The 23800-nt window shown below is 71.8% G+C and carries 20 protein-coding genes; 9 read left to right on the top strand and 11 right to left on the bottom strand.

Annotated elements, in window-relative coordinates:
* Positions 1–5: 5 nt before the first annotated feature.
* On the top strand, positions 6–518 hold the full coding sequence (locus LN042_RS13815) for a DinB family protein (RefSeq protein ID WP_230051475.1): 513 nt from the start codon (positions 6–8) through the stop codon (positions 516–518).
* Between the two features lie 272 nt (positions 519–790).
* Positions 791–1186, top strand: coding sequence for a cell division protein SepF (locus tag LN042_RS13810; protein WP_230051474.1), 396 nt, complete (start codon positions 791–793; stop codon positions 1184–1186).
* Positions 1187–1315: 129 nt separating this feature from the next.
* On the opposite strand, the gene LN042_RS13805 is transcribed toward LN042_RS13810, so the two are convergent.
* The 8 genes from LN042_RS13805 to LN042_RS13770 all read right to left on the bottom strand — a co-directional run bounded on the left by LN042_RS13805 (position 1316) and on the right by LN042_RS13770 (position 13699).
* A complete protein-coding gene (locus tag LN042_RS13805; protein WP_230051473.1) occupies positions 1316–3748 on the bottom strand; it encodes a SpoIIE family protein phosphatase in 2433 nt (810 codons plus the stop codon).
* An 89-nt stretch (positions 3749–3837) separates the two neighbouring features.
* The gene (locus LN042_RS13800) at positions 3838–4464 is read right to left on the bottom strand and encodes a TetR/AcrR family transcriptional regulator (RefSeq protein WP_230051472.1); all 627 of its coding nucleotides are present in this window, start codon (positions 4462–4464) and stop codon (positions 3838–3840) included.
* A gap of 96 nt (positions 4465–4560) precedes the next feature.
* Positions 4561–6138, bottom strand: coding sequence for an AMP-binding protein (locus tag LN042_RS13795; RefSeq protein WP_230051471.1), 1578 nt, complete (start codon positions 6136–6138; stop codon positions 4561–4563).
* Positions 6139–6273: 135 nt separating this feature from the next.
* Positions 6274–7446: an acyl-CoA dehydrogenase family protein gene (locus LN042_RS13790; RefSeq protein ID WP_230051470.1), complete on the bottom strand. Its 1173-nt coding sequence runs from the start codon at positions 7444–7446 to the stop codon at positions 6274–6276.
* A gap of 70 nt (positions 7447–7516) precedes the next feature.
* Positions 7517–9430, bottom strand: coding sequence for an ATP-binding protein (locus tag LN042_RS13785; RefSeq protein WP_230051469.1), 1914 nt, complete (start codon positions 9428–9430; stop codon positions 7517–7519).
* Between the two features lie 23 nt (positions 9431–9453).
* On the bottom strand, positions 9454–11052 hold the full coding sequence (locus tag LN042_RS13780) for an acyl-CoA carboxylase subunit beta (protein WP_230051468.1): 1599 nt from the start codon (positions 11050–11052) through the stop codon (positions 9454–9456).
* 34 nt (positions 11053–11086) lie between these two features.
* Positions 11087–12895 (bottom strand): acyclic terpene utilization AtuA family protein, encoded by a 1809-nt coding sequence (locus LN042_RS13775; protein WP_230051467.1) that lies wholly within the window; start codon positions 12893–12895, stop codon positions 11087–11089.
* A 135-nt stretch (positions 12896–13030) separates the two neighbouring features.
* The gene (locus LN042_RS13770; RefSeq protein WP_230051466.1) at positions 13031–13699 is read right to left on the bottom strand and encodes a Type 1 glutamine amidotransferase-like domain-containing protein; all 669 of its coding nucleotides are present in this window, start codon (positions 13697–13699) and stop codon (positions 13031–13033) included.
* A 186-nt stretch (positions 13700–13885) separates the two neighbouring features.
* On the opposite strand from LN042_RS13770, the gene LN042_RS13765 reads away from it, so the two are divergent.
* Together LN042_RS13765 and LN042_RS13760 are read left to right on the top strand one after the other, a co-directional pair.
* Positions 13886–14254, top strand: a complete 369-nt coding sequence (locus LN042_RS13765) for an effector-associated constant component EACC1 (protein ID WP_230051465.1) — start codon at positions 13886–13888, stop codon at positions 14252–14254.
* Positions 14232–17378 carry a caspase, EACC1-associated type gene (locus tag LN042_RS13760; RefSeq protein ID WP_308191809.1) on the top strand — a complete coding sequence of 1049 codons (3147 nt, stop codon included), beginning with the start codon at positions 14232–14234 and terminating at the stop codon, positions 17376–17378. Before LN042_RS13765 ends, LN042_RS13760 begins: the two co-directional genes overlap by 23 nt.
* 79 nt (positions 17379–17457) lie before the next feature.
* Here LN042_RS13760 and LN042_RS13755 read toward each other — a convergent pair whose 3' ends face one another.
* Complete coding sequence (locus LN042_RS13755) at positions 17458–18186, bottom strand: Clp protease N-terminal domain-containing protein (RefSeq protein WP_230051463.1); 729 nt, start codon at positions 18184–18186, stop codon at positions 17458–17460.
* Between the two features lie 444 nt (positions 18187–18630).
* Here LN042_RS13755 and LN042_RS13750 point away from each other — a divergent pair, with 444 nt between their 5' ends.
* The 4 genes from LN042_RS13750 (at position 18631) to LN042_RS13735 (ending at position 19993) form a co-directional block, all read left to right on the top strand.
* The gene (locus LN042_RS13750) at positions 18631–19200 is read left to right on the top strand and encodes a hypothetical protein (protein WP_230051462.1); all 570 of its coding nucleotides are present in this window, start codon (positions 18631–18633) and stop codon (positions 19198–19200) included.
* Between the two features lie 178 nt (positions 19201–19378).
* Positions 19379–19552, top strand: a complete 174-nt coding sequence (locus tag LN042_RS13745; RefSeq protein WP_230051461.1) for a hypothetical protein — start codon at positions 19379–19381, stop codon at positions 19550–19552.
* Positions 19549–19872: a hypothetical protein gene (locus LN042_RS13740; protein ID WP_230051460.1), complete on the top strand. Its 324-nt coding sequence runs from the start codon at positions 19549–19551 to the stop codon at positions 19870–19872. Before LN042_RS13745 ends, LN042_RS13740 begins: the two co-directional genes overlap by 4 nt.
* Positions 19850–19993 carry a hypothetical protein gene (locus tag LN042_RS13735; RefSeq protein WP_230051459.1) on the top strand — a complete coding sequence of 48 codons (144 nt, stop codon included), beginning with the start codon at positions 19850–19852 and terminating at the stop codon, positions 19991–19993. Before LN042_RS13740 ends, LN042_RS13735 begins: the two co-directional genes overlap by 23 nt.
* Before the next feature lie 30 nt (positions 19994–20023).
* On the opposite strand, the gene LN042_RS13730 is transcribed toward LN042_RS13735, so the two are convergent.
* The gene (locus LN042_RS13730; RefSeq protein WP_230051458.1) at positions 20024–21502 is read right to left on the bottom strand and encodes a M1 family metallopeptidase; all 1479 of its coding nucleotides are present in this window, start codon (positions 21500–21502) and stop codon (positions 20024–20026) included.
* 300 nt (positions 21503–21802) lie between these two features.
* Here LN042_RS13730 and LN042_RS13725 point away from each other — a divergent pair, with 300 nt between their 5' ends.
* Positions 21803–22681 carry an acyl-CoA thioester hydrolase/BAAT C-terminal domain-containing protein gene (locus tag LN042_RS13725; protein WP_230051457.1) on the top strand — a complete coding sequence of 293 codons (879 nt, stop codon included), beginning with the start codon at positions 21803–21805 and terminating at the stop codon, positions 22679–22681.
* Positions 22682–22874: 193 nt separating this feature from the next.
* Here LN042_RS13725 and LN042_RS13720 read toward each other — a convergent pair whose 3' ends face one another.
* Positions 22875–23786: a LysR family transcriptional regulator gene (locus LN042_RS13720; RefSeq protein ID WP_230051456.1), complete on the bottom strand. Its 912-nt coding sequence runs from the start codon at positions 23784–23786 to the stop codon at positions 22875–22877.
* Positions 23787–23800: the final 14 nt, after the last annotated feature.

Genomic DNA, 23800 nt, shown 5'->3' with positions numbered 1-23800 from the left:
GCGGCATGACCGAGACCGGTGTGGAACGCCTGGATCCGCCGATGGTCGCCGACGAGGCGGCCATGCTCGCCGCCTGGCTGGACTTCCACCGCAAGACGCTGGCCGTCAAGTGCGCCGGCCTGACGGCGGAGCAGCTGAAGCAGCGTTCGGTGGCGCCGTCCTCGCTGAGCCTGCTCGGTCTGGTGCGCCACCTCGCCGAGGTGGAGCACTACTGGTACCAGGTGGTGCTGCTCGGCGGCGACACCACCACGCTGTACTGCGAGACTGACCAGGACGGCGACTTCAACGAGGCGGACGCCGCCGATCCGCAGGAGGCCTTCGCCACCTGGCGGCGGCAGATCGAGCTGGCGGAGCAGGCAGTGGCCGGGCTCCCGTTGGAGACCGTGGGTCGGCGGCAGCGCCGCGGCGAGGACGTGACGCTGCGCTGGATCCAGGTGCACATGATCGAGGAGTACGCCCGTCACAACGGGCACGCGGACCTGCTGCGGGAGGCGGTGGACGGCACCACCGGGGAGTGAGCCGAGGAGTGACCCGGGCACAATCCCCGGTGACTGCTCTGCCATTCGGGTGATGTTGGTCCCGGCCCGGGAACCCTCCACCGACCTGCGGCGTCCGCTCTCAGTAAGGGCGGTGTGTGCCATCGGCATGCACCACGAGTCCGACGGCGCGCCAGGGCGGGCGCCAATGCGGTGATCAGTGCGATACTCGGACAGTTCCGACGGGTGGATGACGCGTCAGCTGGTCGTGCCGCACACGGAACCGACCGGGGATCAGGACAGGGAGGCGCGGCATGGGAGCACTTCGCGACGAGCACCACAACGGGTGGCTGATGCCGTCCGGTAGCTACCCGGCTGCGGTGTACGAGGAGGACGACTGGGGCACTGCCGACACCATTCCGGCACTGCCCAACCCGGCGCGGATCGTCTCCGTGAAGCCGACCGGGTTCGAGTCGGCCCGCACCGTCGGCGAGCACGTGCGGTCCGGCACCCCCGTGGTGATGGACGTGACGGAGATGGACGACGCCGAGGCCAAGCGGATGGTCGACTTCGCCTCCGGGCTGGTGTTCGGCACCCAGGGCGGGATCGAGCGGATCGCCCGCCGGGTCTTCCTGCTCACCCCGCCGGAGGTCGAGGTGATGGTGATCGACCGGCCGCTGGACGACAGCGGGTTCTACAACCAGAGCTGATCCGGGCCCGCGGCGCCGGGAGGCGGCAGTGGCCTGCTGCGCCGAACGGCTGCGCGCCGGCCGGCGGCACGGGGGGCGCGGCCCCGCCGGGCGCGGCCCCGCTGCCGCCCGTCCGGTGACGGGCGCCGGTCAGCTGCCGAGCGGCAGTTCAAGCTCGGCCCAGACCACCTTGCCGTCCTTGGTCGGCCTGCTGCCCCAGCGGTGGGCCAACTCATTGACCAGGTACATTCCCCGCCCTCCCTCGTCCTCCGAACCGGCCGGGCGCAGCCGGGGCTGCTGGCGTCCGGTGTCGCCGACCGCCAGGGTGAGCGTGCGGTCCCGGAAGAGCCGCAGCCGCAGCGGCTCGCCGCCGTGCACCAGGGCGTTGGTGACCAGCTCGCTGACCAGCAGCTCGGCGAAGTCGGCCAGCGGGGTCAGGTTCCACGAGGTCAGCGTGGAGCGGGTGAACCGGCGGGCCGCGGCCGGGATCGGGCCCTCGCCGGTCAGCGGCAGGGTGGCGATCCGGTCCCGGGGCAGCGGGAGCGCCCGGGCCATGATCATCGCCACGTCGTCCTCGGTGCCGTCGCGGACCAGCGCCGAGATGACGGCGTCACTGTGCGCCTCCAGGGTGCGGCCGCGCTCGGCCAGGGTGGCGCGCAGCAGCTCGATGCCCTCGTCGATGTCGGCGTCGCGGCGTTCCACCAGGCCGTCGGTGTAGAGCGCCAGGATGCCGCCCTCGGGCAGCCTGAACTCGGTGTTCTCGAACACCGGGCCACCGACCCCGAGCGGCACCCCGGGCGGGGTGTCCAGCACTCGGGCGTCCCCCGATGGACCCAGCACCACGGGCGGGAGGTGTCCGGCGCTGGCCACCGTGCAGCTGCGGTCCACCGGGTCGTAGACCGCGCAGACGCAGGTGGCGAACTGACCTTCGCCGATCCCGTTCGCGGTCTCGTCCAGCCGGGCCAGCACCTGGGCGGGCGGCATGTCCAGGGTGGCCAGGGTGCGGGCGACGGTTCGCAGCTGGCCCATGGTGGCCGCGGCCCTGATGCCGTGGCCCATCACATCGCCGACCACCAGTGCGACCCGTCCGCAGGAGAGCGGCACCACGTCGAACCAGTCGCCGCCGACCTCGCTGACCACGCTGCTCGGCAGGTAGCGGTAGGCGATCTCCAGGCCGAGGGTGCGGTGGATCTCCTGCGGCAGCAGGCTGCGCTGCAGGGTGAGCGCGGTGTCCCGCTCGCGCCGGTAGAGACGGGCGTTGTCGATGCTGACGGCGGTGCGGGCGACCAGTTCCTCGGCCAGCGCCACGTCGGCCTCGCCGAACGGCTCCGGGTTGCGGGAGCGGATGAACTCGGCGCCACCGAGCACCATGCCGCGGGCGAGCAGCGGGACCAGCAGGTAGGAGTGCAGGCCGGCGGCGAGCGCGGGCTCCACCCGCTCCTGGCGTCCTGCGATGGTCCGCAGCTTCTGCTCGTCCATGTGGGGGACGTAGAGCGTTCGGCCGCTGCGCAGGCTCTTGGTGTACATCCGGCTGGATTCGTAGGCGGTGGTCTCGCCGATCGCGTCGGCGGCGGCCGTGAGGGCGTCCTCGAACGCCTCGCCGGCCGCCACCGCGCGCAGCAGTACGCCCTGGTCGGGTGCCAGCACCGCTGGTTCCTCGCCCTGCAGGATCGGGTCGAGCAGGTCGACGGTGGCGAAGTCGGCGAACCGCGGGATGACCGCGGCGACCAGTTCCTCGGCGGTGCGCTGCATGTCGAGCGTGGTGCCGATCCGGGCGGTGGCCTCGGCCAGCAGGGTGAGCCGCTCCTGGGCGCGGGCGGCGCGGGCCTCGGCCTGGAACCGCTCGGTGACGTCGATGATCGAGGAGCTGACCCCGAGCACCCGCCCCGCCGGGTCGGCGAGCCGGAAGTAGGAGGCCGACCAGGCGTGGTCGTGGCCGGGGTCGCCCGGGGTGCGGCCGTGCGAGCGGGCGTCCAGCACGGGCTCGCCGGTGTCCAGCACGTGGCGCATCACGGCCTCGACCTCGAGGGCGTTGATGCCGGGCAGCACGGCGTTGATCCGCCGGCCGAGGTGGTCGGCGAGCGGCAGGCCGTTGAACCGGGCGAGCGCTTCGTTGAGCCGGACGAAGCGCAACTCGGTGTCGTAGACCGCCAGCCCGATCGGGGACTGGCTGAAGAAGCCGTCGAGCACGGCGAGGTTGGCCTCGACCTGCTGCACGGCCCGCACGTCGGAGCCGGTGGCCAGCACCAGCGGGCGGCCGCCCGGTCCGCTGATGCCGTAGGTGTGCAGTTCCAGCCGGACTTCGTGGCCGTCCTTGTGACGGACCGGGAAGACGCCGGACCAGCGGCGGCCGCCGAGCACCTGCTCGTACAGGCCCAACGCCATGCCGCGCAGCCGGTCGGTGGTGAGCAGCGGGGCCGCCACCTGTCCGACGATCTCCTCCGCCGACCAACCGAGCAGCCGTTCGGCGTCCTCACTCCAGTGCAGCACCACGCCCTCGGCGTCGAGCAGGGCGGTGGCGAGCGGGACCAGGCGGTGGCCGTTCAGGCGGGCGGGGTCGATGTGCGGTGCTGGTGTGTCCATCGGCGGCAACCACCCGGCGGCTCGGCTTTGTCGGCTCGGTTCCAGGTTGCCTGCTGATCCGCACGGCGGCGACCGGTGGTGACCTCCGGTCAGTTCTCCCGCGCCGGTACGGCGGCGTCCACCGCGGCCTGGAGCATCGCCGACCACTGCCGGACCACCCCGGAGCGGCGCAGGGAGTCGTCGGTGAGCAGGTTGGCCAGGCCCAGGCCGCGCGCCAGGTCGAGGGTGGCCTGCACGGTCTCGCGGACGCCCGGGGTGCGCTCGTCGAGGCCGAGGAACTCGAGGGCGGCGCGGTGCGACTCGCGACCGACCCGGTTCTCCAGGGCGACGATCCGTGCCCGCAGCGGCTCCTCGGTGGCGGCGGCCACCCACAGGTGCAGGGCGGCGCGGAACAGCGGGCCGGTGTAGAGGCGGATCACCATGTCCACCACGGCCTCGGTGCGGGCCGGGCCGGGGGGCGGCAGCTCCCCGGTGTCGGCGCGCAGGGCGGCCAGCCGCTCGGCCGCCACGTGCTCCACGGCGGCGGTGAAGAGGTCCTCCCGGGTCGGGAAGTGGTGCTGCGCGGCACCCCTGGTGACGCCGGCGCGTTCGGCGACCACGGTGACCGTGCTGCCGTTCCAGCCGAGCTCGGCCAGGCAGTCGACGGCGGCCTCCAGGAGCCGCCGGCGGGTGGCTCGGCTGCGGTCCTGCTGCGGGATGCGGGCTGCGGTGCTCATGACGGTGCGGTCCTTCGGTGGTCCAACGGCGGCACGGGTATCGGGGCCCGGCCACCGCATCCTTGCAGACGGTGGCCGGGGAGCGCCTCGGGGCGGTCAGCGCCCGCGCAGCTCACGGCGGAGGATCTTGCCGCTGGCGGACTTGGGCACCGCGCTCAGGAAGTCGACGAAACGGACCTTCTTGTACGGGGCGACCCGGTCGGCCACGTAGGCCATCACCTCGGCCTCGGTCAGGCCGCTGTCCGCCGCCCGCACCACGAAGGCCTTGGGCCGTTCGGTGCCCTCCGCGTCGGTGACGCCGACCACGGCGGCGTCCACGATCTGCGGGTGGGTCAGCAGCAGGGCCTCCAGCTCGGCCGGGGCCACCTGGTAGCCCTTGTACTTGATCAGTTCCTTCACTCGATCGATGACATGCAGATAGCCGTTCTCGTCCTGGTAGCCGATGTCGCCGGTGTGCAGCCAGCCGTCCGCGTCGATCATCGCGGAGGTGTCGCCGGGCCGGCCGAGGTAACCCTTCATCACCTGCGGTCCGCGGATCAGGATCTCGCCGGGCACCCCGACGCCGGCGTCGGTCTCCAGGCCGTCGGTGCTGATCACCCGCAGCTCGGTGCCGGCGATCAGTTTGCCGACACCGCCGGGCGACCGCTGCGGGTCGTCGAGCAGGTCGACGTGGCTGGCGGGTGACAGCTCGGTCATGCCGTAGCCCTGGTGGATGGCGGGGAGCTTCAACCGGGCCGCGGCGACGGCGGCCAGCTCGGCGTCCAGCGGGGCGGCGGCGCTGAGCACGTAGCGCAGTGAGGTGAGGTCGAACCGGTCGACCAGCGGGTGCTTGGCCAGCGCCAGCACCACCGGCGGCGCCACCAGCAGGCCCTCCACCCGGTACTGCTGGATCGCGGTCAGGAACTGCTCCAGGTCGAACCGCGGCAGCACGATCACGGTCGCACCGCTCCGCAACGGGCGGTGCATCAGCATCGTCAGGCCGTAGATGTGGAAGTAGGGCAGGATCGCCAGCAGCCGCTCGCCGGGGCGGCCCGGGCGCACCGCGTCCACCTGGTTGAGGTTGGTGGCGATCGACTGGTGGGTGAGCATCACCCCCTTGGGCAGGCCGGTGGTGCCGCTGGAGTAGGGCAGCGCGGCCAGGTCGGTGGCCGGGTCGATGACCGGCACCGGGGCGGGGGTGGTGGCGGGCAGGTCCCCCAGGGTGCGGTGGCCGGCCCCGGGCGCACCGGCGGCCAGGTCGAGCAGGAGGATCTCGCGCACCACGGGGCCGCCGTCGGCGGTGGCGGCCAGCGAGACCGGCAGCAGCACCTCGGCCGTGATGATCCAGCGCGCCCGGCTGTCCCGCAGCTGGTCGGCCAGCTCGCCGGGGGTGGCCAGTGAGGAGACGGTGGTGAGCACGGCACCGACCCGGCTGACGGCGTAGACCGCGACCGGGTAGGCGATCGAGTTGGGGCTGTGCAGCGCCACGACATCCCCTGCGGCGACTCCGGCCGCGGCCAGCCCGGACGCCACCCGCTCGACGGCGTCGACCAGTTGGGCGTAGCTCAGGCTCTCGCCGGTGACGCCGTCGATCAGCGCGGGCGTGTCACCGAACCGGTCGGCGCCGCCCAGTACGGCCTCGTGGAGCGGCAGTTCGACCAGGGGCACATCGGGAAATTCGCTGCGGAAAGCCATCGCCACTCCTGCTACTGGGTATGAGGATCCGACGCGCACCGCGGTGGCGCCGATTGCCGAAGGTGCTACCCCGGTGATCGGCGCCCACACGCGCTTTCACCCTCGCTGAGAGCGGGGCTTCTCAGTACCGCGCTCTCAGTAGGAGCGGGGCAGGCCGAGGGAGTGCTGGGCGACGTAGTTGAGGATCATCTCGCGGCTCACCGGGGCCACCCGGCCGACCCGGGTGGCGCTCAACAGGGCGGCCAGTCCGTACTCCTGGGTGAGGCCGTTGCCTCCCAGGGTCTGCACGGCCTGGTCCACGGCCCGGGCGGCGGCCTCGCCGGAGGCGTACTTGGCCATGTTGGCGGCCTCGCCGGCGGCCAGGTCGTCGCCCGCGTCATAGAGGTGGGCGGCCTTGCGCATCATCAGCCGGGCCAGCTCGACCTCGATGTGGCACTGCGCGAGTGGGTGGGCCAGGCCCTGGTGGGCGCCGATCGGGGCGTCCCAGACGGTGCGGGTCTTGGCGTACTCCACGGCGGTGTCGAGCGCCTGCCGGGCCACCCCGAGGGAGAACGCCGCAGTCATGATCCGCTCCGGGTTGAGGCCGGCGAAGAGCTGCAGCAGGCCGGCGTTCTCATCGCCCACCAACGCGTCGGCGGGCAGCCGGACATCGTCCAGGAACACCTGGAACTGGCGTTCGGGCGAGACGAGTTCCATCGGGATCGGCCGGTACTCGAAGCCGGGGGCGTCCAGCGGCGTGATGAAAAGGGCCGGCTTGAGCTTGCCGGTGCGGGCGTCCGCGGTACGGCCCACCACCAGCACCGCGTCGGCGCCGTCGAGGCCGGAGATGAACACCTTGCGCCCGTTCAGCACCCAGTCCTCACCGTCCCGGTGGGCCACGGTGCTGAGCCGGTGCGAGTTGGAGCCGGCGTCGGGCTCGGTGATGGCGAAGGCCATCCGGCGGCTGCCGTCGGCCAGCGAGGGCAGCCAGCTGCGCTTCTGCTCATCGGTGCCGAACCGCGCGAGGATGGTGCCGCAGATCGCCGGCGTGACCACCAGCATCAGCAGCGGACACCCCACCGTTCCCAACTCCTCCAGCACGATGGACAGTTCGTAGACACCGGCACCACCGCCGCCGTACTCCTCGGGCAGGTTGACGCCGAGGAAGCCCAGCTTGCCGGCCTCGCGCCAGAGTTCGTCGGTCTGCTCGCCGGCGCGGGCCTTGGCCTGGAAGTAGCTCGCGCCGAAGCGGCGGCCCAGATCGCCGACCGCCTTGCGCAGCGCGATCCGTTCGGGCGTTTCGATGAGCGGGCTCTCGGTGCTGGTCATCGCAGGCTCTCCTGTTCGGTCGGCGGTTCGTTGTGGCTCACGTGGTCCAACTCGGGCTCGACGGCGACGGTTACGACTCCGCTGGGGCCACCACGGCCAGCAGGGCGCCGGGTTCGACCTGTTGGCCGCGGGCGGCCCGCAGTTCGGTGAGCAGGCCGTCGACCGGTGCCACCACCTGGTGCTCCATCTTCATGGCCTCCAGCCAGAGCAGCGGTTGGCCTGCCGTCACCCGCTCGCCGGCGGCGGCACCGAGGCGGATCACGGTCCCCGGCATCGGCGCCAGCAGGGCGCCGGGCAGCTGCTGGTCCACCGGTTCCGGGAAGCGTGGCAGCGCGGTCAGCACCAGCGAGCGGTCCTGGGTGTCCAGGTACACCTCGGTGCCGTGGACGGCCACCTCGATGGTGCGGCTGACGCCGTCCAGCTCCAGCACGACCCGGTCCGGCGCGGCTGCCAGCAGGCGCACGCCCGGGTGGTCCTCGGCCTGCAGGCCGGCCCGGGTGATCCGGTAGCGGGCCGTCAACTCCTCGCCGTCATACGCGCGGTAGCGCTTGACCTGGGGCTGCGAGGGCAGGTTCCGCCAACCGCTGGGCAGCGCGCCGCGGCGACCGGCGGCGTCGGCCAGCGCGGCGGCCAGCGCGGCCAGCGGCAGGGCCCCCTTGTCGGCGGCCGGCAGCAGGTCGGCCGCGTGTTCGGCGAGGAAGGCGGTGTCCACCCGACCGGCCAGGAAGGCGGGGTGGCGCAGCGCCCGGACCAGCAGGTCGCGGTTGGTGCGCGGCCCGTGGATCCGGGCCCGGGCCAGTGCTCCGGCGAGCTTGCGGGCGGCGGCGGCCCGGGTCGGGGCCCAGGCGATCACCTTGGCGAGCATCGGGTCGTAGTGGATGCTGACCGTGCTGCCGGCCGCCACGCCGGAGTCCACCCGGAGCCCGTCGCCGGCCGGCAGGTCGAAGCGGTGCAGGACACCGCTCTGCGGCTGCCAGCCGGCCGCCGGGTCCTCGGCGTAGAGGCGGGCCTCGATGGCGTGGCCGTGCGGCTCGGGGGCCCGCCCGGGCAGTGGTTCGCCCTCGGCGACCGCGAGCTGGAGGGCGACCAGGTCGACTCCGGTGACCGCCTCGGTGACCGGGTGCTCGACCTGGAGCCGGGTGTTCATCTCCAGGAAGAAGAACCGGCCGTCGGGGGCCAGCAGGAACTCGGCGGTCCCGGCGCCGGTGTAGCCGATCGCCCGGGCGGCGGTGGTGGCGGCGGCGGCCATCTCGGCGCGCAGCTCGGCGTCCAGGCCGGGAGCCGGGGTCTCCTCGATCACCTTCTGGTGCCGCCGCTGCAGCGAGCAGTCGCGCTCGCCGAGCGCCCAGACGGTGCCATGGGCGTCGGCCAGCAGCTGCACCTCGACGTGGCGCCCGGTCGGCAGGTAGGGCTCCAGGAAGACCTCGCCGTTCCCGAAGGCTGCGGCGGCCTCGGCCCGGGCCATCGCCAACTGATCATTTAGATCCGCCAGTTCGCTGACGATCCGCATGCCGCGACCGCCGCCGCCGCCGGCCGCCTTGACCAGTAGCGGCAGGTCGGCCTCGGTGGCGGCGGCCGGTTCGACGGGTGCCAGCACCGGTACGCCGGCGGCCGCCATCAGCCGTTTGGCCGCGGTCTTGGAGCCCATCGCGGCGATCGCCTCGGGGCTCGGCCCGACCCAGGTCAGGCCGGCCGCCATGACGGCGCGGGCGAACTCCGGGTCCTCGGAGAGGAATCCGTAGCCGGGATGCACGGCGTCGGCGTCGGCCGCGAGCGCCGCCGCCACCAGCAGATCGGCCCGCAGGTAGGTGTCACCGGGCGCTGCCCCGGGCAGCCGGACGGCGCTGTCGGCCTCGCGGACGTGCGGGGCGTCGGCGTCCGGGTCGGAGTACACGGCGATGGTGGCGATGCCGAGGTCGCGGCAGGTGCGGAAGATCCGCCGGGCGATCTCGCCCCGATTGGCGACCAACAAGCTGGAGATCATGATCTGACGGCCCTTCACATCGGTCACATTCGGAAAACGCCGTAGCCGCGCGCCCCTTGGACGGGTGCGCTGTGGATCGCCGAGAGGGACAGGCCCAGTACGGTCCGGGTGTCGCGCGGATCGATCACTCCGTCGTCGTAGAGCCGCCCGGAGAGGAAGGCGGGCAGCGACTCGGCCTCGATCTGCTGCTCCACCGCCGCGCGGATCGCCGCGTCGGCCTCCTCGTCGTATGACCGGCCCTTGGCGGCGGCCGACTGGCGGGCCACGATCGAGAGCACGCCGGCGAGTTGCTGCGGGCCCATCACCGCCGACTTGGCACTGGGCCAGGCGAACAGGAACCGCGGTTCGAAGGCCCGCCCGCACATCCCGTAGTGCCCGGCCCCGTAGGAGGAGCCGATCAGCACCGACAGATGCGGGACGGTGCTGTTGGAGACCGCATTGATCATCATCGCACCGTGCTTGATGATGCCGCCCTGCTCGTACTCCTTGCCGACCATGTAGCCGGTGGTGTTGTGCAGGAAGACCAGCGGTATGTCCCGCTGGTTGGCCAACTGGATGAACTGCGCGGCTTTCTGCGACTCCTCGCTGAACAGCACGCCCTGCGCGTTGGCCAGGATTCCGACGGGGTGGCCGAACAGGGTGGCCCAGCCGGTGGCCAGGCTGCCGCCGTAGCGCGGCTTGAACTCGTCGAAGTCCGAGTCGTCCACGATCCGGGCGATCACCTCGCGCGGATCGAAGGGCACCTTGAGGTCCCCGGGGACGATGCCGAGCAGCTCCTCCTCGTCGTAGCGCGGCGGGGCGGCGGTCGGGTCGAGGTCCGGCCCGGCCTTGCGCCAGTGCAGCCGGTGCACGATCCGGCGGGCCTGGCGGATCGCGTCGGGCTCGTCCACCGCGAAGTAGTCGGCCAGGCCCGAGACCCGGGCGTGCATCTCGGCCCCGCCCAGCGACTCGTCGTCGCTCTCCTCGCCGGTGGCCATCTTCACCAGCGGCGGACCGCCGAGGAAGACCTTGGCCCGCTCCTTGACCAGCACGGTGTGGTCGGACATGCCCGGCACGTAGGCCCCACCGGCGGTGGAGTTGCCGAACACCACCGCAATGGTGGGGATTCCGGCCGCGGAGAGCCGGGTGAGGTCGCGGAAGAGCGCCCCACCCGGGATGAAGATCTCCTTCTGGCTGGGCAGATCGGCCCCGCCCGACTCCACCAGGCTGATCACCGGCAGCCGGTTGCTGAACGCGATCTCATTGGCCCGCAGGGATTTCCGCAGCGTCCAGGGGTTGCTGGCGCCGCCGCGCACCGTCGGGTCGTTGGCGGTGATCACGCACTCGGTACCGGCCACCGTGCCGATGCCGGTCACCAGGCCGGCGCCGACCGGGAATTCGCTCCCCCAGGCGGCCAGTGGGGAGAGTTCGAGGAACGGGGTGTCCTCGTCGAGCAGCAGCTCGATCCGCTCCCGGGCCGGCAACTTGCCGCGCGCCCGGTGGCGTTCGACGTACTTGGGGCCGCCGCCGGCCAGCGCCTTGGCGTGTTCGGCGTCCAGGTCGGCGAGCTTGGCGAGCATCGCGGTGCGGTGGGCGTGGTAGTCCGCCCCGGTCGGATCGAGCCGGCTGGCCAGCACGGTCATGCGGTCACCAGCCGTTCGGTGGACGCCAGTTGGATCACAGCAGGCTCTCCGGTATCTCGACGTGACGGGAGCGCAGCCACTCCCCCAGGGCCTTGGCCTGTGGATCGAAGCGGGCCTGGGCGGCGACTCCCTCGCCCAGTAGTCCCTCGATCACGAAGTTCACGGCCCTCAGGTTGGGCAGCAGGTGGCGGGTGATGGTCAGTTCGGCGATCTCCGGCAGGAGCCGGCGCAGCCGGTCGACCGTCAGGGTGGCGGCCAGCCAGGGCCAGGCGGCGTCGCTGCGCACCCAGACGCCCAGGTTGGCGTCGCCGCCCTTGTCGCCGCTGCGGGCGCCGGCGATCAGGCCGAGCGGGGCGCGGCGGGTCGGGCCGGCGGGTGGCGCGAGGGCCTCGAGCGAGGCGGCTGCGGGCTCGGGGGCGGCGGGTGCGGGTCCGCCTTCGGGGGCGGCGGGTGCAGCGGCTGCCTCGGCGGCGGCGGGTGCGGAGGCGGCCTCGTCGGGGGCGGGTGCGGCGGTGAGCGGCGCCGGGGCGATGAGGTGCCGGGTGCCGTCCGGGTGGATCGCGCAGTGCGCCACTGCCTCCTGCCCGACCAGGGCGCTGCTGAACACCCCGTACGGCGCGCCGGGTCCGGGCGGTGCGGTGAGGTGGAACCCGGGATAGCCGGCCAGGCCGAGTTCCACGGCGGCCGCACTGACCGCACGGCCCACCTTGGCCTGGTCGGCGTCCCGCACCGTCAGCTGGAGCAGTGCGCTGGCCTGCTGCTCGGTCGCGGCGTCCGGCTGGTCGGTGCGGGCCAGCGTCCAGCGGACCTCGGCCGGCCCGTCCGCCAGCACCCGGTCCAGCTGGTCGCGGACCAGCGCTGCCTTGGCCTCGATGTCCAGGCCGGTGAGGACGAACACCACCTCGTTGCGCCACCCGCCGAGCCGATTGAGGCCCACCTTGAGGGTGGCCGGTGGCGCCTCGCCGCGCACCCCGCTGATCCGGACCCGGTCGGGGCCCTGCTGCTCCAGTCGGACGGTGTCCAGCCGGGCCGTGACATCGGGGCCCAGATAGCGGGGACCGCCGGTCTCGTACAGCAGTTGGGCGGTGACGGTGCCCACGTTGACCGCTCCGCCGGTGCCGGAGTGCTTGGTGATGACGCTGCTGCCGTCGGCGTGCAGCTCCGCCACCGGGAAACCGGGGTGGCGGGTGTCGTGCTCGGTGAAGAAGGCGTAGTTGCCACCGGTGGCCTGGGCGCCGCACTCCAGCACATGGCCGGCCACCACGGCGCCGGCCAGCGCGTCGAAGTCGGTGCGGCTCCAACCGAAGTGGGCGGCGGCTGGGCCGACCACCAGGGCGGCGTCGGTGACCCGCCCGGTCACCACCAGATCGGCGCCGGCGGTCAGGCAGTCGGCGATGCCGAAGGCGCCCAGGTAGGCGTTGGCGGCCAGCAGGCCGGCCGGGTCGGTGAACTCGGCGGCCCGGGGCAGCAGATCGTCACCGGTGACGTGGCCCACCTTGAGGTCGATGCCCTGGCTTGCCGCCAGCTCGCTGATTTTGATGGCCAGTTGTGCGGGGTTGAGTCCGCCGGCGTTGACCACGATCCGCACGCCGCGGTCGTGCGCCAGCCCGAGGCACTCCTCCAGCTGGCGCAAGAACCCCTTGGCGTACCCGAGTTCGGGGTCTCTGAGCCGCTCCCGGGCCAGGATCAGCATGGTGAGCTCAGCCAGGTAGTCCCCGGTGAGCACGTCCAGCTGCCCTCCGGTGAGCATCTCCCGGAAGGCGGCGAACCGGTCCCCGTAGAAGCCGGAGGCATTGCCGATCCTCAGCGGCGTGACGATGGACGCGGATACGGGGTGGGGCATGCGCGGACAGCCTCTCTGGCGCGGCACACGGGACGCACATGATGGTGGGTCAGGATCGGAAAAAAAGCAATCATACGTGCTTGTTTTCACCGCGCCTTCCAGCCTGCGACCGGCTCGGCGAGGACGGGCTGCGGTTCATGATGCCGGGTTGAGCAGCTTCCAGTGGCCCTCGGAGACGACCTCGACCTCGCCGTCGGTCACCTTGATGGCGGTCTGGGCGTCGATGGCGTACGCCGGGCCCGGCATCCCGGCGGCCCAGCGTTCCGCCTCGGCCATGCTGTGCTCCGGATCGCTGTCCAGGTGCGGGAAGATCGAGAAATCGACGACTCCCAGCGCGCTGTCGTCACCGGTGGGCGGCCTCCAGCCGACGAGGTACTCCCCGATGCGGGGAGTCAGCGCCATGCTCCCGGCGCTGAGCCCTACGTAGACCGTGTCGCGCAGCGAGGGGAAGAGGTCCGCCAAGCCGGACTCCCGCATCCAGTGGCACAGGTAGAGCGCGTCGCCGCCGTTCACCAGCAGGGCATCAGCGTCGCGGACCCAGGAGACCCAGCGTTCCTCGTCGATGCCGGGCAGTGCGGTGAGCTCCAGCACACCCACCGACTTCCACCCCAACTCGGTCATGGGACTGGGGGACCGTCCGCTGATGAAGCGCCATGGTCCACCCGGATCCCCGTACGGTCCCCCGTAGCCCGCGGTGGGGATGCAGAGGGCGCTGGCCTCGGCGATCGGTTTGCCCAGCAGATCGACCAGCGCCGCCAGCACGCTTGCGTTCCTGACGCCGGAGTCGGTAAGGAGAAGTTTCACCATGCCACCGAACTGATCGTAAAAGGACGGTAATTGAGCGACAATAACATGAGCGGTTGCGAGGCGGCGTCGCGGTTCCGACGCCGTCCGGCAGTCGCGAACCGCCGTTTCCGTGACAGGAAGGGCCAAGGCCTGCAAGCATGTTGGGGCACCGGCAACAGATGGACTGATCAGCGGGGGAACACCGTGACGACTGAGCACGCCTCAGGTCAGCAGCGCACCATTGCACTGACCGTGTCCGACCCGGCTGAGCTGAGATCACTGCGCGAGCACCTTCGCCGGGTCCCGGGCGCGCAGGTCCTCCAGGTCCCGGGGCGACCCGGCCCCGGGGAACAGGGAGCCTGGGACATCCTTGAAGTCCTGGTCGGCAGCAGCAGCGTCGTGGCGGTCGTGATCAAGGCTTTGCCGGACTTCGTCAAGTCCCGCCGCTCGGACATCACCGTGACCGCGACCTCGGGGGAACGCAGCATCACGATCAGCAAGACCAACGCCGCCGACGACGCATGGGCAGCCGAGGTGAAGCCCGCGCTCGATGAGTGGCTCGGCGATGCCTGACGCCCTGGACGGCGACTTCTCCCGGTCCAGAGCGGTCCTGATCGGCACCTGGAACTACCGGCACCTGAGTGCGGTGCCGGCGGCAGAGCACAGCCTGAACCGGATGCAGGCGCTGCTGGCCGGTCCGCTGTGCGGCGGCTGGCCCGAAGACAGCATCTTGACCGTCCGCAACCAACGCAGGCCGGACGATCTGCCGGAGCAGCTCGCACGCCGGTTCCACGAGGCCGTGGATGTCGCACTGTTCTACTACGTCGGGCACGGCCAGTACGACAGCGACGACGAACTCTGCCTCGCCCTGGCCGACTCGAGCGACGACCCCTACCTGCGGACCACCACCAGCCTCTCCTTCGACGCCGTTCGCAGGGCCTTCCGGTCCAGTGCTGCGGCTACGAAGATCGCGATCGTGGACTGCTGCTACGCCGAACTGGCCGCGGGGCGGAACACCTTGGGACCGCGGTTACCGGAACTACCGCGCTCGGCGGGCTTCTACCTGATGATGGCCAGCGGTGCTTCCTACACGGCGTGGTTCCAGTCGGCGGCCGACAGCCCCGCACCGCAGACCTACTTCACCAAGTACCTGGCCGACGTCATCGAGCGCGGCATCCCCGGTCAGCCCGCGGCCCTCACGCTCGGCCCGATCTTCGACAAGGTCGCCGACGCGCTGGTGCGTGACGGCAAACCCGAACCGAGAAGCCGCTCGAGCGACCATGCCGCCCGCTACGTCTTCGCTCGCAACTCCGCGGCACCGACGGTGGAGCCCCCGGACGAACGGGTCCACCCGAGCAGGCTCCCCGAACCTCGTGGCAGCAGCGGGCCGCCTCCTCCGGACGAGCCGACACTGTCTGCCCTGAGCGCGGACCGGAGCGTGGATCCCGTGCCCGGAGGCGGCGCTGCCCGGGTTCCGGCCTGGCATCTCGCCGCCTTGCCGATCGGCTCGGTCGACCCGCGCCACCTTCCATCGGCAGGTGGTGACTCACGGCTGGATGCCGCGGCGGACGACCTGATGCACGAGGCGTACCAGCAGTGGAAGCAGGCAGCCCGCGACCGGAAGCTGTACTCCCCTTCGCCGATACCGGTCCGATGGCAGTGGTCCCGCCGCGGGGTCACCGGTCCCAAGGGGGCGGCTCTGGGGGGTTCGGACGGCCTGCTCCCGTTCGCACCGTTGCCCGGCGTTCCGGTGGCGAACTCGCACACCCTCGACACGGGCGGGCTGCCTGATTTGTTCCGGGTCTACGGCGGACTCCCCTCCGGCCGCATCGCTGTCCTCGGCAGTCCGGGCAGCGGCAAGTCCGAGGCGGCGCTCCTGACCGTGTTGGAGGCGCTGACGCACCGCAGCGCCCTGAAGAACGGAGCAGAGCGCGCCAATGTGCCGGTACCCGTGCTGCTGGGTGTCACCGGATGGGACGCGAGCCGCGACACCCTGACCGATTGGGCGGCCGCCCGCATCGCCGAGGACTTCCCCTTCCTGAGACAGCGGAAATACGGCCGCAAGAGTGCCGCCAAACTGGTGCAGGACGGCCGGATCGCGCTGTTCCTCGACGGATTCGACGAGTTGGAGGACGAACTCCGCCGGGCCGCACTGAAAGGGATCGGCCAACACTCCGCGTCACGGGTCATGGTGTTCGCACGCACCGACGAATTCGCCGACACGATCCGCGCCGGGCACCTGCCCGGCGCCGCGGTGCTGGAACTGACCCCTATTCCCGGCACAGCCGCCGCCGAATACCTGCGGTGCTGCCAGGTGGAACCCGCGCCCGAACCGTGGGAACGCCTGATGGACCATTTGACGCACCAGCCCGACAGCGTCCTCTCCCGCGCCCTCGACACGCCGCTGGGCCTCACGCTGGTCCGCGACGCCTTCCCCCGCCCCGACGCACTCGTCAGCCTGCTGGAGCAGGACCGGTTCACCACCCGCGAGGAGGTCATGGCGTATCTGCTGGACCGGTTCATCAACGTCGCCTACCAGTCACAGCAATTCTCCGAGCCGGTCGATTACGAGGCGGCGCAGGCTCGGCAGTGGTTGAGCTACCTCGCGGCCCAGATGGCGGAACACAGCACCTACAGCTTCGACTGGCGGCAACTGCCGCGGTGGACGAGAGCGTTTCCCAGGATCGCCATACTCAGCGCCGTGTGCACGGTCGCAGGGGCGTTCGGCGGTGCTCTGGTCTACGGTTGGGGCGGATTCGATACCCAAGGATTCGGCGGCGCGGGCGGCGGAAGCGCCATCGGGACGGCATTGGGCCTCGTACTCGGCCTGGCGGCGGGGGCAGCGGCAGAACTGCGTGCCTCCGGACCGGACGGACGTCACTGGCGGTCCGGTCCGGGAAGTAGGGGCCGTTCGAGCTTCAATCCGGCTGTCGGAACACTCGTGGGAGTCGTCATAGGAATCATTTCCGGTGACTACGCCTTCACCATCACCCGCGACACCCTGGCGGCAATCGCGGCCTTCCTGGCCATCGGGACCGCAGCCGGCACCGTGAGCGGCCTGGCCGCGATGCGCGTCCACCCGGCTCCTGGACGGTCGCCGTGGTCCCGCTGGAACGCCCTGTACTCAAGAGTGCCGCTGCTCCCCGGTGCCGTTGCCGGGGGCCTGCCGGTGGGCTTTCGGTACACCTTTCCCCATGGCATTCACCGGGGGATCCATCCGCTCGAAGGTCCACTGAACGGAATGTGGGGCGTGCTCATGGTGTCCCTCATCATCGGAGCTGCTCGCATCCCGTCCCGGGTGGCCATACGCAGTGGCCGCCATGCCGTCTGGCGGCAGGAGCGCCGCCGGGCGATCGTCTTCGGAGTGCTGTTCGGGCTCTGTGTCGGCCTGGGGTTCGGCCTGCGCGAGACCTTCCTGTGGAACAAGGACCTGGTCGCCGGGCTCTTCCAGACCATCGGCATCGCCGTTCCCTGCGGAATCTGCGTCATGATCGCCGGTTCCGACGCCGGGCGCAGCTCCCTCCTGTTCCTCCAGTTGCGCCTGCGGAGCGCGTTCCCCGCGCGTGGCATGCGCTTCCTGGAGGATGCCTACAACCGGCAGGTCCTGCGGGCGGAGGGGCCCAGGTACCAATTCCGCCACGCCCTGCTCCAGGACAGGCTCGCTCAGGGGAACGCCGCCGGCCTGGCACAGCCGTGACCTCCGGGCCGCCGCCCCCGGTCGGCCGGACCGCTGCGTCCGGTCGACCGGGGGCGGCGCCTGCGGCTTCCCGGGCGGCTCAGTCGGCCAGTCGGGCCTCCAGGCTCTCGATCCGTGCGACCAGCGGCTGGAGTTGCTGCTCCAGCTGCTGCCCGAGCAGCGCGGTGATCCGGTCTGCGGCGCCGGCCTGGCCCGCGCGCAGGAAGTTGTAGCCGCCCAGGGCGGCCGCCACCGCGCGGCGGGTCAGCTTGGGTTCGGCGCCGGCCGCGCGCAGCACCGCACCGCCGGTGCCGTCGGGCTCGGTGACCAGGCCGAGCAGCAGGTGTTCGCACCCCACGTAGTTGTGGCCGAGCACCCCGGCCTCGGCCACGGTGAGCTCCAGCGCCCGGGCGGCCGGCTCGCTGAAGCGCAGTGCGCTGTCCGGTCCCTGCCCAGGCTCGGCGGACGAGGCACCGGCCAGCGCCGCGGTGAGCTGTTCGGGGGCGATCTCCAGCGCGCCGAGCACCTCGAGGGCCAGGTTGCCGCCCTCGGCGAGCAGCCCGCCGAGCAGGCGGGCGGTGGAGACGTTGGGCTCTCCCGCGTCGCGGGCCTGCTCGATGGCCAGCCGCACCGCGCTGCGGGCCCGGTCGGTGAACCGGGCCAGCGCGGGCTCGGCACTGTCCAGGTCCTGGGTGACGGCCGCCTGCATCGCGTTCGCCTGGCGGACGGCGTGCTCCAGGGCGCGCTGGCAGATCGGCGAGACGGACAGGCCGGCCGCGCGGACGGCGTCGGCGAGCTCATCGGGCAGATAGACGTTGATCTTGGGCATGGCTGATGCCTCCAGAAGGCCTCGTTCGAACCGATGCCTATAGTGATACCCCCTAGAGGGGGCATAGCGATATAACCCCACGAGGCAAAGCGCGTCTTTTGCCGCACTCGGAAGTATCTGGGAGTCGGCTGCGACCCAATCCGGGCGATACCTCAGCAGATCGATGGATATCGGACAGCCGAAGCCGTCCATCTGCCAGCTCCGCAGCGGGAACTCCCAGTCGGGCCCAGGGTTTCCAAACCACCGTGCGCGACAGTCGGTGACGTCGTCGGTGCTCCCACCCGCCGCGCCGGCGGCACGGGCTCCTCCGCACCGCCGAAGCACCATGCCAAGGCAACCCGGCCGAAGCACCACGCCGAAGCAACCCGGCCGAAGCACCGAACCGACGCACCGAACCGAAGCACCACACCGAAACCGCTCACCGAAGACCAGGAGGCACCGGCCTTGTCCCGGACCACCATCCGCACCGTCGGGGCCGCCGCACTGCTCGCTGCCGGCCTACTGCTCACCGGCTGCTCCTCCAGCGCCGGCAGCTCCAACGCCGGCGCCGCGTCGGCCTCCAGCTCGCCGTCCGCCGGGGCCTCCGACAGCGGCTCGGCCGCGCGCGCCGCCTACACGGCCTGCCTCAAGGACCACGGCGTGACGCTGCCCACCGGCCGCCCGAGCGGACGTCCGAGTGGCCACCCGAGTGGCGCCCCGGGCGGCGGCGGCCCGTGGGGCGGCGGCTCGCCCGACCCGGCCCGGCAGGCCGCGATGCAGGCCTGCGCCTCGCTGCGCCCGCAGGGCGGCGGTGGCGGGCGCGGCAACGGCGGCGGCCTCAACAGCTCGGCGATGCAGGCCTTCACGAGCTGCCTCAAGGACCACGGCGTGACGCTGCCGAGCAGCGGCGGCCTGCGGGCGCTCAACACCGCGGACCCCAACACCGCCGCCGCCTACAAGACCTGTGCCCCGCTGCTGCCGGCCCGCCCGTCCGGCGCGCCTTCGGCGGGGGCGACGGACAGCCCGAGCGCCTGATAGGCCGGCCTCCTGGGCGGCTCGCGCCACTCGTTCCTGGAGCGCCTCCGCGCGTTCTGTGCAGCATGCCCGAACACGGCTGCCTCCCACCCGCGCCACGGGTAGTTCCCGGTGGCGTGGGTGAGGAGTCAGCCGGCCGGCGAAGTAGCCGGCTGACTCCTCACCCTGGCGGAACGCGGTGTCGACGGCAGTGACCCCGGTCGCCTCGGTGCGCAGCAGCACGTGGCCGGTCATGCTGCTCAGCGCCATGCACGGCGATCCCGTGCTGCGCCTGCTGAAGCAGGGCGGGAGCCGGCGACTCGCCGACACCCTGCGCGAGTTGGCCACCGCCCTGCTCGACCGCCGGCCGTGAACGCCGCACCGCACACCTTTCCACCCCGGCCGATCCGGGGGGTGCGGGCCCGCTTCGTGCACCAGGCCGGCTGCCCGTCCGACTTCGCGGACGTCACGGTGGACTTCGAGCCCTGGGAGGACGGCTTCGTCTTCGAGATCGACCCCGGGGCCACCGTGGTCAACGATCCCGGGCCGCCCGAGCCGGCCGCCTACCACGCCGCCCTGGCCTCCGGAATGCGGGAGGAGTTGGCCGAGTCGGCGGGTGGCGGCGGCTTGGTGGTGGCGGTGGCCGCCGTGCTGCAACGGATCGTGGTGCATGACGTCGACTCGCATGCATGACGTCGACTCGCACGCCGGGGCGTTCCACCATGCCGGACGCCTCGCGGTGCGCGCGGCGTTCGCCCAGGCGTACGGCGCCCCGGACCGGGTCGAACTCCGCCGGGCGGCCGAGAGTTGGTGAGCTCGCGGCCGCCCGGCGGGTCAACACTGGTCAGTGCTGCTGGGCCGCCTTGATCTGCGCCCACGAGCGGGGCTGGGCCACCGGCGCGCCGGTGGCCAGGCGCGCCTGCCCGGCACTCGGCTGGGCCGGCTTGCCCGCGGTGTAGAGCCAGGTCTGGAACAGATCGCCGAGCTGCTTGCCGGAGATCCGCTCGGCCAGTGCCTGGAACTCGGCGATCGTCCCGTTGCCGTAACGGTGTTCGGTGGGCCAGGCCTTGAGCAGCTTGAAGAAGGCGTCGTCACCGATGGTGTTGCGCAGCACCTGGATGGCCAGCGCGCCCCGGTCGTAGACCGCGTCGGCGAACTGGTCGGCCGCGCCCGGGTCGCCTGGCTTCACGGTCCAGAACGGGTCGTCCGCCGGGTGCGAGCTGTAGACGTAGTCGGCGAGTTGCTGGGTGGTGCCTTCGTCCTCGTGCTCCGACCAGAGCCACTGGGCGTAGGTGGCGAAGCCCTCGTTGAGCCAGATGTCGCTCCAACGTTCGAGCGAGACGCTGTCGCCGTACCACTGGTGGGTCAACTCGTGGACGACCACTGACGGGTTGGCACCGTTGGCGAACTGCCGGGGGCTGTAGAACACCCGGGTCTGGGTCTCCAGGGCGTAGTGGGTGGGCACGTTGGGCACGTAGCCGCCGACCGTGCTGAACGGGTACGGGCCGAAGTACCCGCTCAGCCAGTCGACCAGCTCGCCGGTGCGCTCGACGCTGGCGCGCGCCGCGTCCTCGTTGTCGCCGAGGTCCGGGCTGTAGGCGTTGATGACCGGAATGCCGCTCGGGCTGGTTCCGGTGGTGATGTCGAACTTGCCGATCGCCAGGGTCGCCAGGTAGGTCGCCTGCGGCTTGTTCTCGCGCCAGTTGTAGCGGGTCCAGCCGAGCTGCGAACTCGTCGAGGTCAGCACGCCGTTGCTGATCGCCTGGGTGCCGTCGGGAACCAGCACGGAGACGTCGAAGGTGGCCTTGTCCGACGGGTGGTCATTGCTGGGGAACCACCACCAGGCGGCCTCCGGCTCGTCGGCGATCACGGCTCCGTCCGGCGTGCGCTGCCAGGCGTCGAAGCCGTAGGTGGAGACCGTGGACGGCACTCCGGAGTACCGCACCACGATGGTCGCCTGGCTGCCGTCGGCCAGTGGCGCACTGGGGGTGACCTGCAGCTTCTGCACTCCGGTCACCGCGAACTTCGCCGGATGACCGTTGACCAGCACCGAGCTGACGTTCAGCGCGAAGTCCAGGTCGAAGCTGGACAGGTCCTGGGTCGCGGTGGCCAGCAGCGTCGCCGTTCCCTCCAACTGGTCGGTGGCGGGCTGGTACTTCAGCCGCAGGTCGTAGTGCGACACCCGGTAGCCGCCGTCCCCGTAGGTCGGGTAGTACGGGTCGCCGGCCCCGGGCGCCCCGGGTGTCGGGGTGGCGGCGGAGGCCGGGACGGCCAGCAGCAGGGTGGCCGCCGCGGCGGCCGAGACGAGCAGCTTCTTGCGCACGGGACTCCTCCGGATCGGTGGATCGGTGTCTGGTTGACGCTGCCTCAGATCCTTGTCCCGATGGAAGGGGACCTACCCGCGTTTTATGAGGTGTTCACGCTCAGAAATAGGCCAATCGTGCGACGCCACACAGCCCCCGTACGCTCCGAACGCGACGCGGACGGCGCGATTACCACCGCGTCCATCCAGGCCCGTCTCTCCCTCACCTCGACCGTCCCACGGAAATCGACCATGTCACGGAGGCGCTGAATGATGTCGATAGCGTCACTTCAAGTGGATTCCGTGCCGAGAGGAGACACCGTGATCATCGTCGAACACGAGCTGAGGACCCCCTGGGAAGCAGTCTTGATGGAGCCGGCCGTGGGCAACGGCACGGGCGTCGTCGTACTGGCCGGGTCGAGCGGCCGGGTGGACCGCCAACGAGCGAGGCTTCTCGCCGAACAGGGTCTCCTCGCTCTGGCCATACGCTGGTTCGGCGGACCGGGGCAACCGGCGGGGATCTGCGAGGTACCGCTGGAGACGTTCATTGCGGCCGTCGACCTGCTGCAATCTCGTGGAGCGGAGCGCGTCGGCATCCTCGGCTGGTCCAAGGGCGCCGAGGCCGCGCTGCTCACCGCGGTCTACGAGCCGCGCGTCAATGCGGTGGTGGCCATCTCTCCGACGTCGCTGGTCTGGTGCAACGTGGGGCCGGGGCTCGACGGGCGGGACCGGCCCTATAGGTCTTCGTGGACCTGGCGGGGGCAGCCGCTGCCCTTCATCCCGATGGACGGCGACTCCTGGCAGCCCGTGGAGCGAGGCGACGGTCCGGTGGCGATCCGCGGCTGGTACGAACTCAGCGAGCGGACCCACGCCCGGCGCCTGGACGGCGCCGCGATCCCGGTGGAGAAGGCGTCCGCCGACATCCTGCTTGTCGCCGGCGGCGACGACACGATGTGGCCTTCCCTGAGGTATGCCGAGCAGCTGGCCGCGCGTCGCCGAGCAGTCGACGCCCCGGTCCACCTGGTGACCCGCGACGACGCTGGACACCGGCCGCGCTTCCCAGGTGAAGGCCCCGCCGCACCCTCCAAGACATTCGCATACGGAGGGACGGCCCGCAGCGACGCCCTGCTCGGCGAAGAAGCCTGGGCACCTATCCTCGGCCTGCTCCATCCGGGGCAGACCAAGGCCAACTCCAGGTGACAGGTGCCAACATCGTCGTGGTTTCACTGCCGGGCAGGCTTGCGCGCGAGGCGTCGGGGCCTGTGCCTAGCAGACTCCGACGTCAACCCCCCAAGGGACTTCCAGGCTCGACCACTCAGTGCCGACGACTTGGCCGTACTGGACCGCATCGCCTGAGGAACCGTCAGGAACGTTGCGATCGCGGACGCCCGGCTCAGCCCAGCCCGGCTGCCACGGTCTCCAGCGCCCGCAGCACCGGTCGGATCAGCGGGTGCCTTTCCGCGCCGCCACGGACGGCGGCGAAGACCTTGCGGGTGGCCAGCGCGCTGTCGACGGCACGGACGGCCACGTGGTCGAGCTCGACCCCGCGCAGTGCCGAACGCGGCACCAGCGCCACCCCGGCGCCGGCCGAGGCGAGCGCGATCACCGCACGGAAGTCGTCGGAGGAGTGCACCAGCCGGGGCGCGAAACCGGCGTGCTCGCAGGCCAGCAGCACCACGTCATGGCAGGGGTTGCCAGGGTAGGGGCCGATCCAGGGCTCGGCGGCCAGCTCGGCCATCGGTATCGACCCCGTTCCGGCGGCCAGCCGGTGGTCCAGCGCCAGCACGGCCTCGAACGGCTCGGCGTAGAGCGGGAACCGGGCCAGCCGTTGGTCGTCGGCGCGTGGCGCACCCCGGTACTCGACGGCCACCGCGAGGTCGGCCTGCCCGTCCAGCAGCATCGGCAGGCTGGCGTCCCCCTCAGCGTCCAGCACCTTGAGCCTGACTCCCGGGGCGGTGTCCGTCAGGGCGGCGATCGCCGGAGCCAGCACCATGCTGATGCCGGTGGCGAAGGAGGCGACCGTGACCTCGCCCTGGGCGCCCGCCGCATAGGCGGCCAGGTCGGCCTCGGCGCGCTCCAACTGGGCCAGCACGGCGTCCGCGTGGCCCACCAGGATCTCGCCGGCCGCCGTCAGTCGGACTCCGCGCCCGTCCCGGGCCAGCAGCGCGTGCCCGGTCTCCTGCTCCAGCGCGGCCAGTTGCTGGGAGACCGCGGACGGGGTGAGGTAGAGCGCGGCGGCCGCGGCGGTCACCGTTCGGTGGTCCGCCACGGCACGCAGTGTCCGCAGGCGTCTGGCGTCAATCACCCGACAATTCTGCC

Origin of the sequence: Kitasatospora humi, from assembly GCF_020907985.1 — a bacterium.
Classification (GTDB): domain Bacteria; phylum Actinomycetota; class Actinomycetes; order Streptomycetales; family Streptomycetaceae; genus Kitasatospora; species Kitasatospora humi.
Note: the sequence above shows the minus strand (reverse complement) of the source record. Positions and strands in the feature narration are given on the sequence as shown.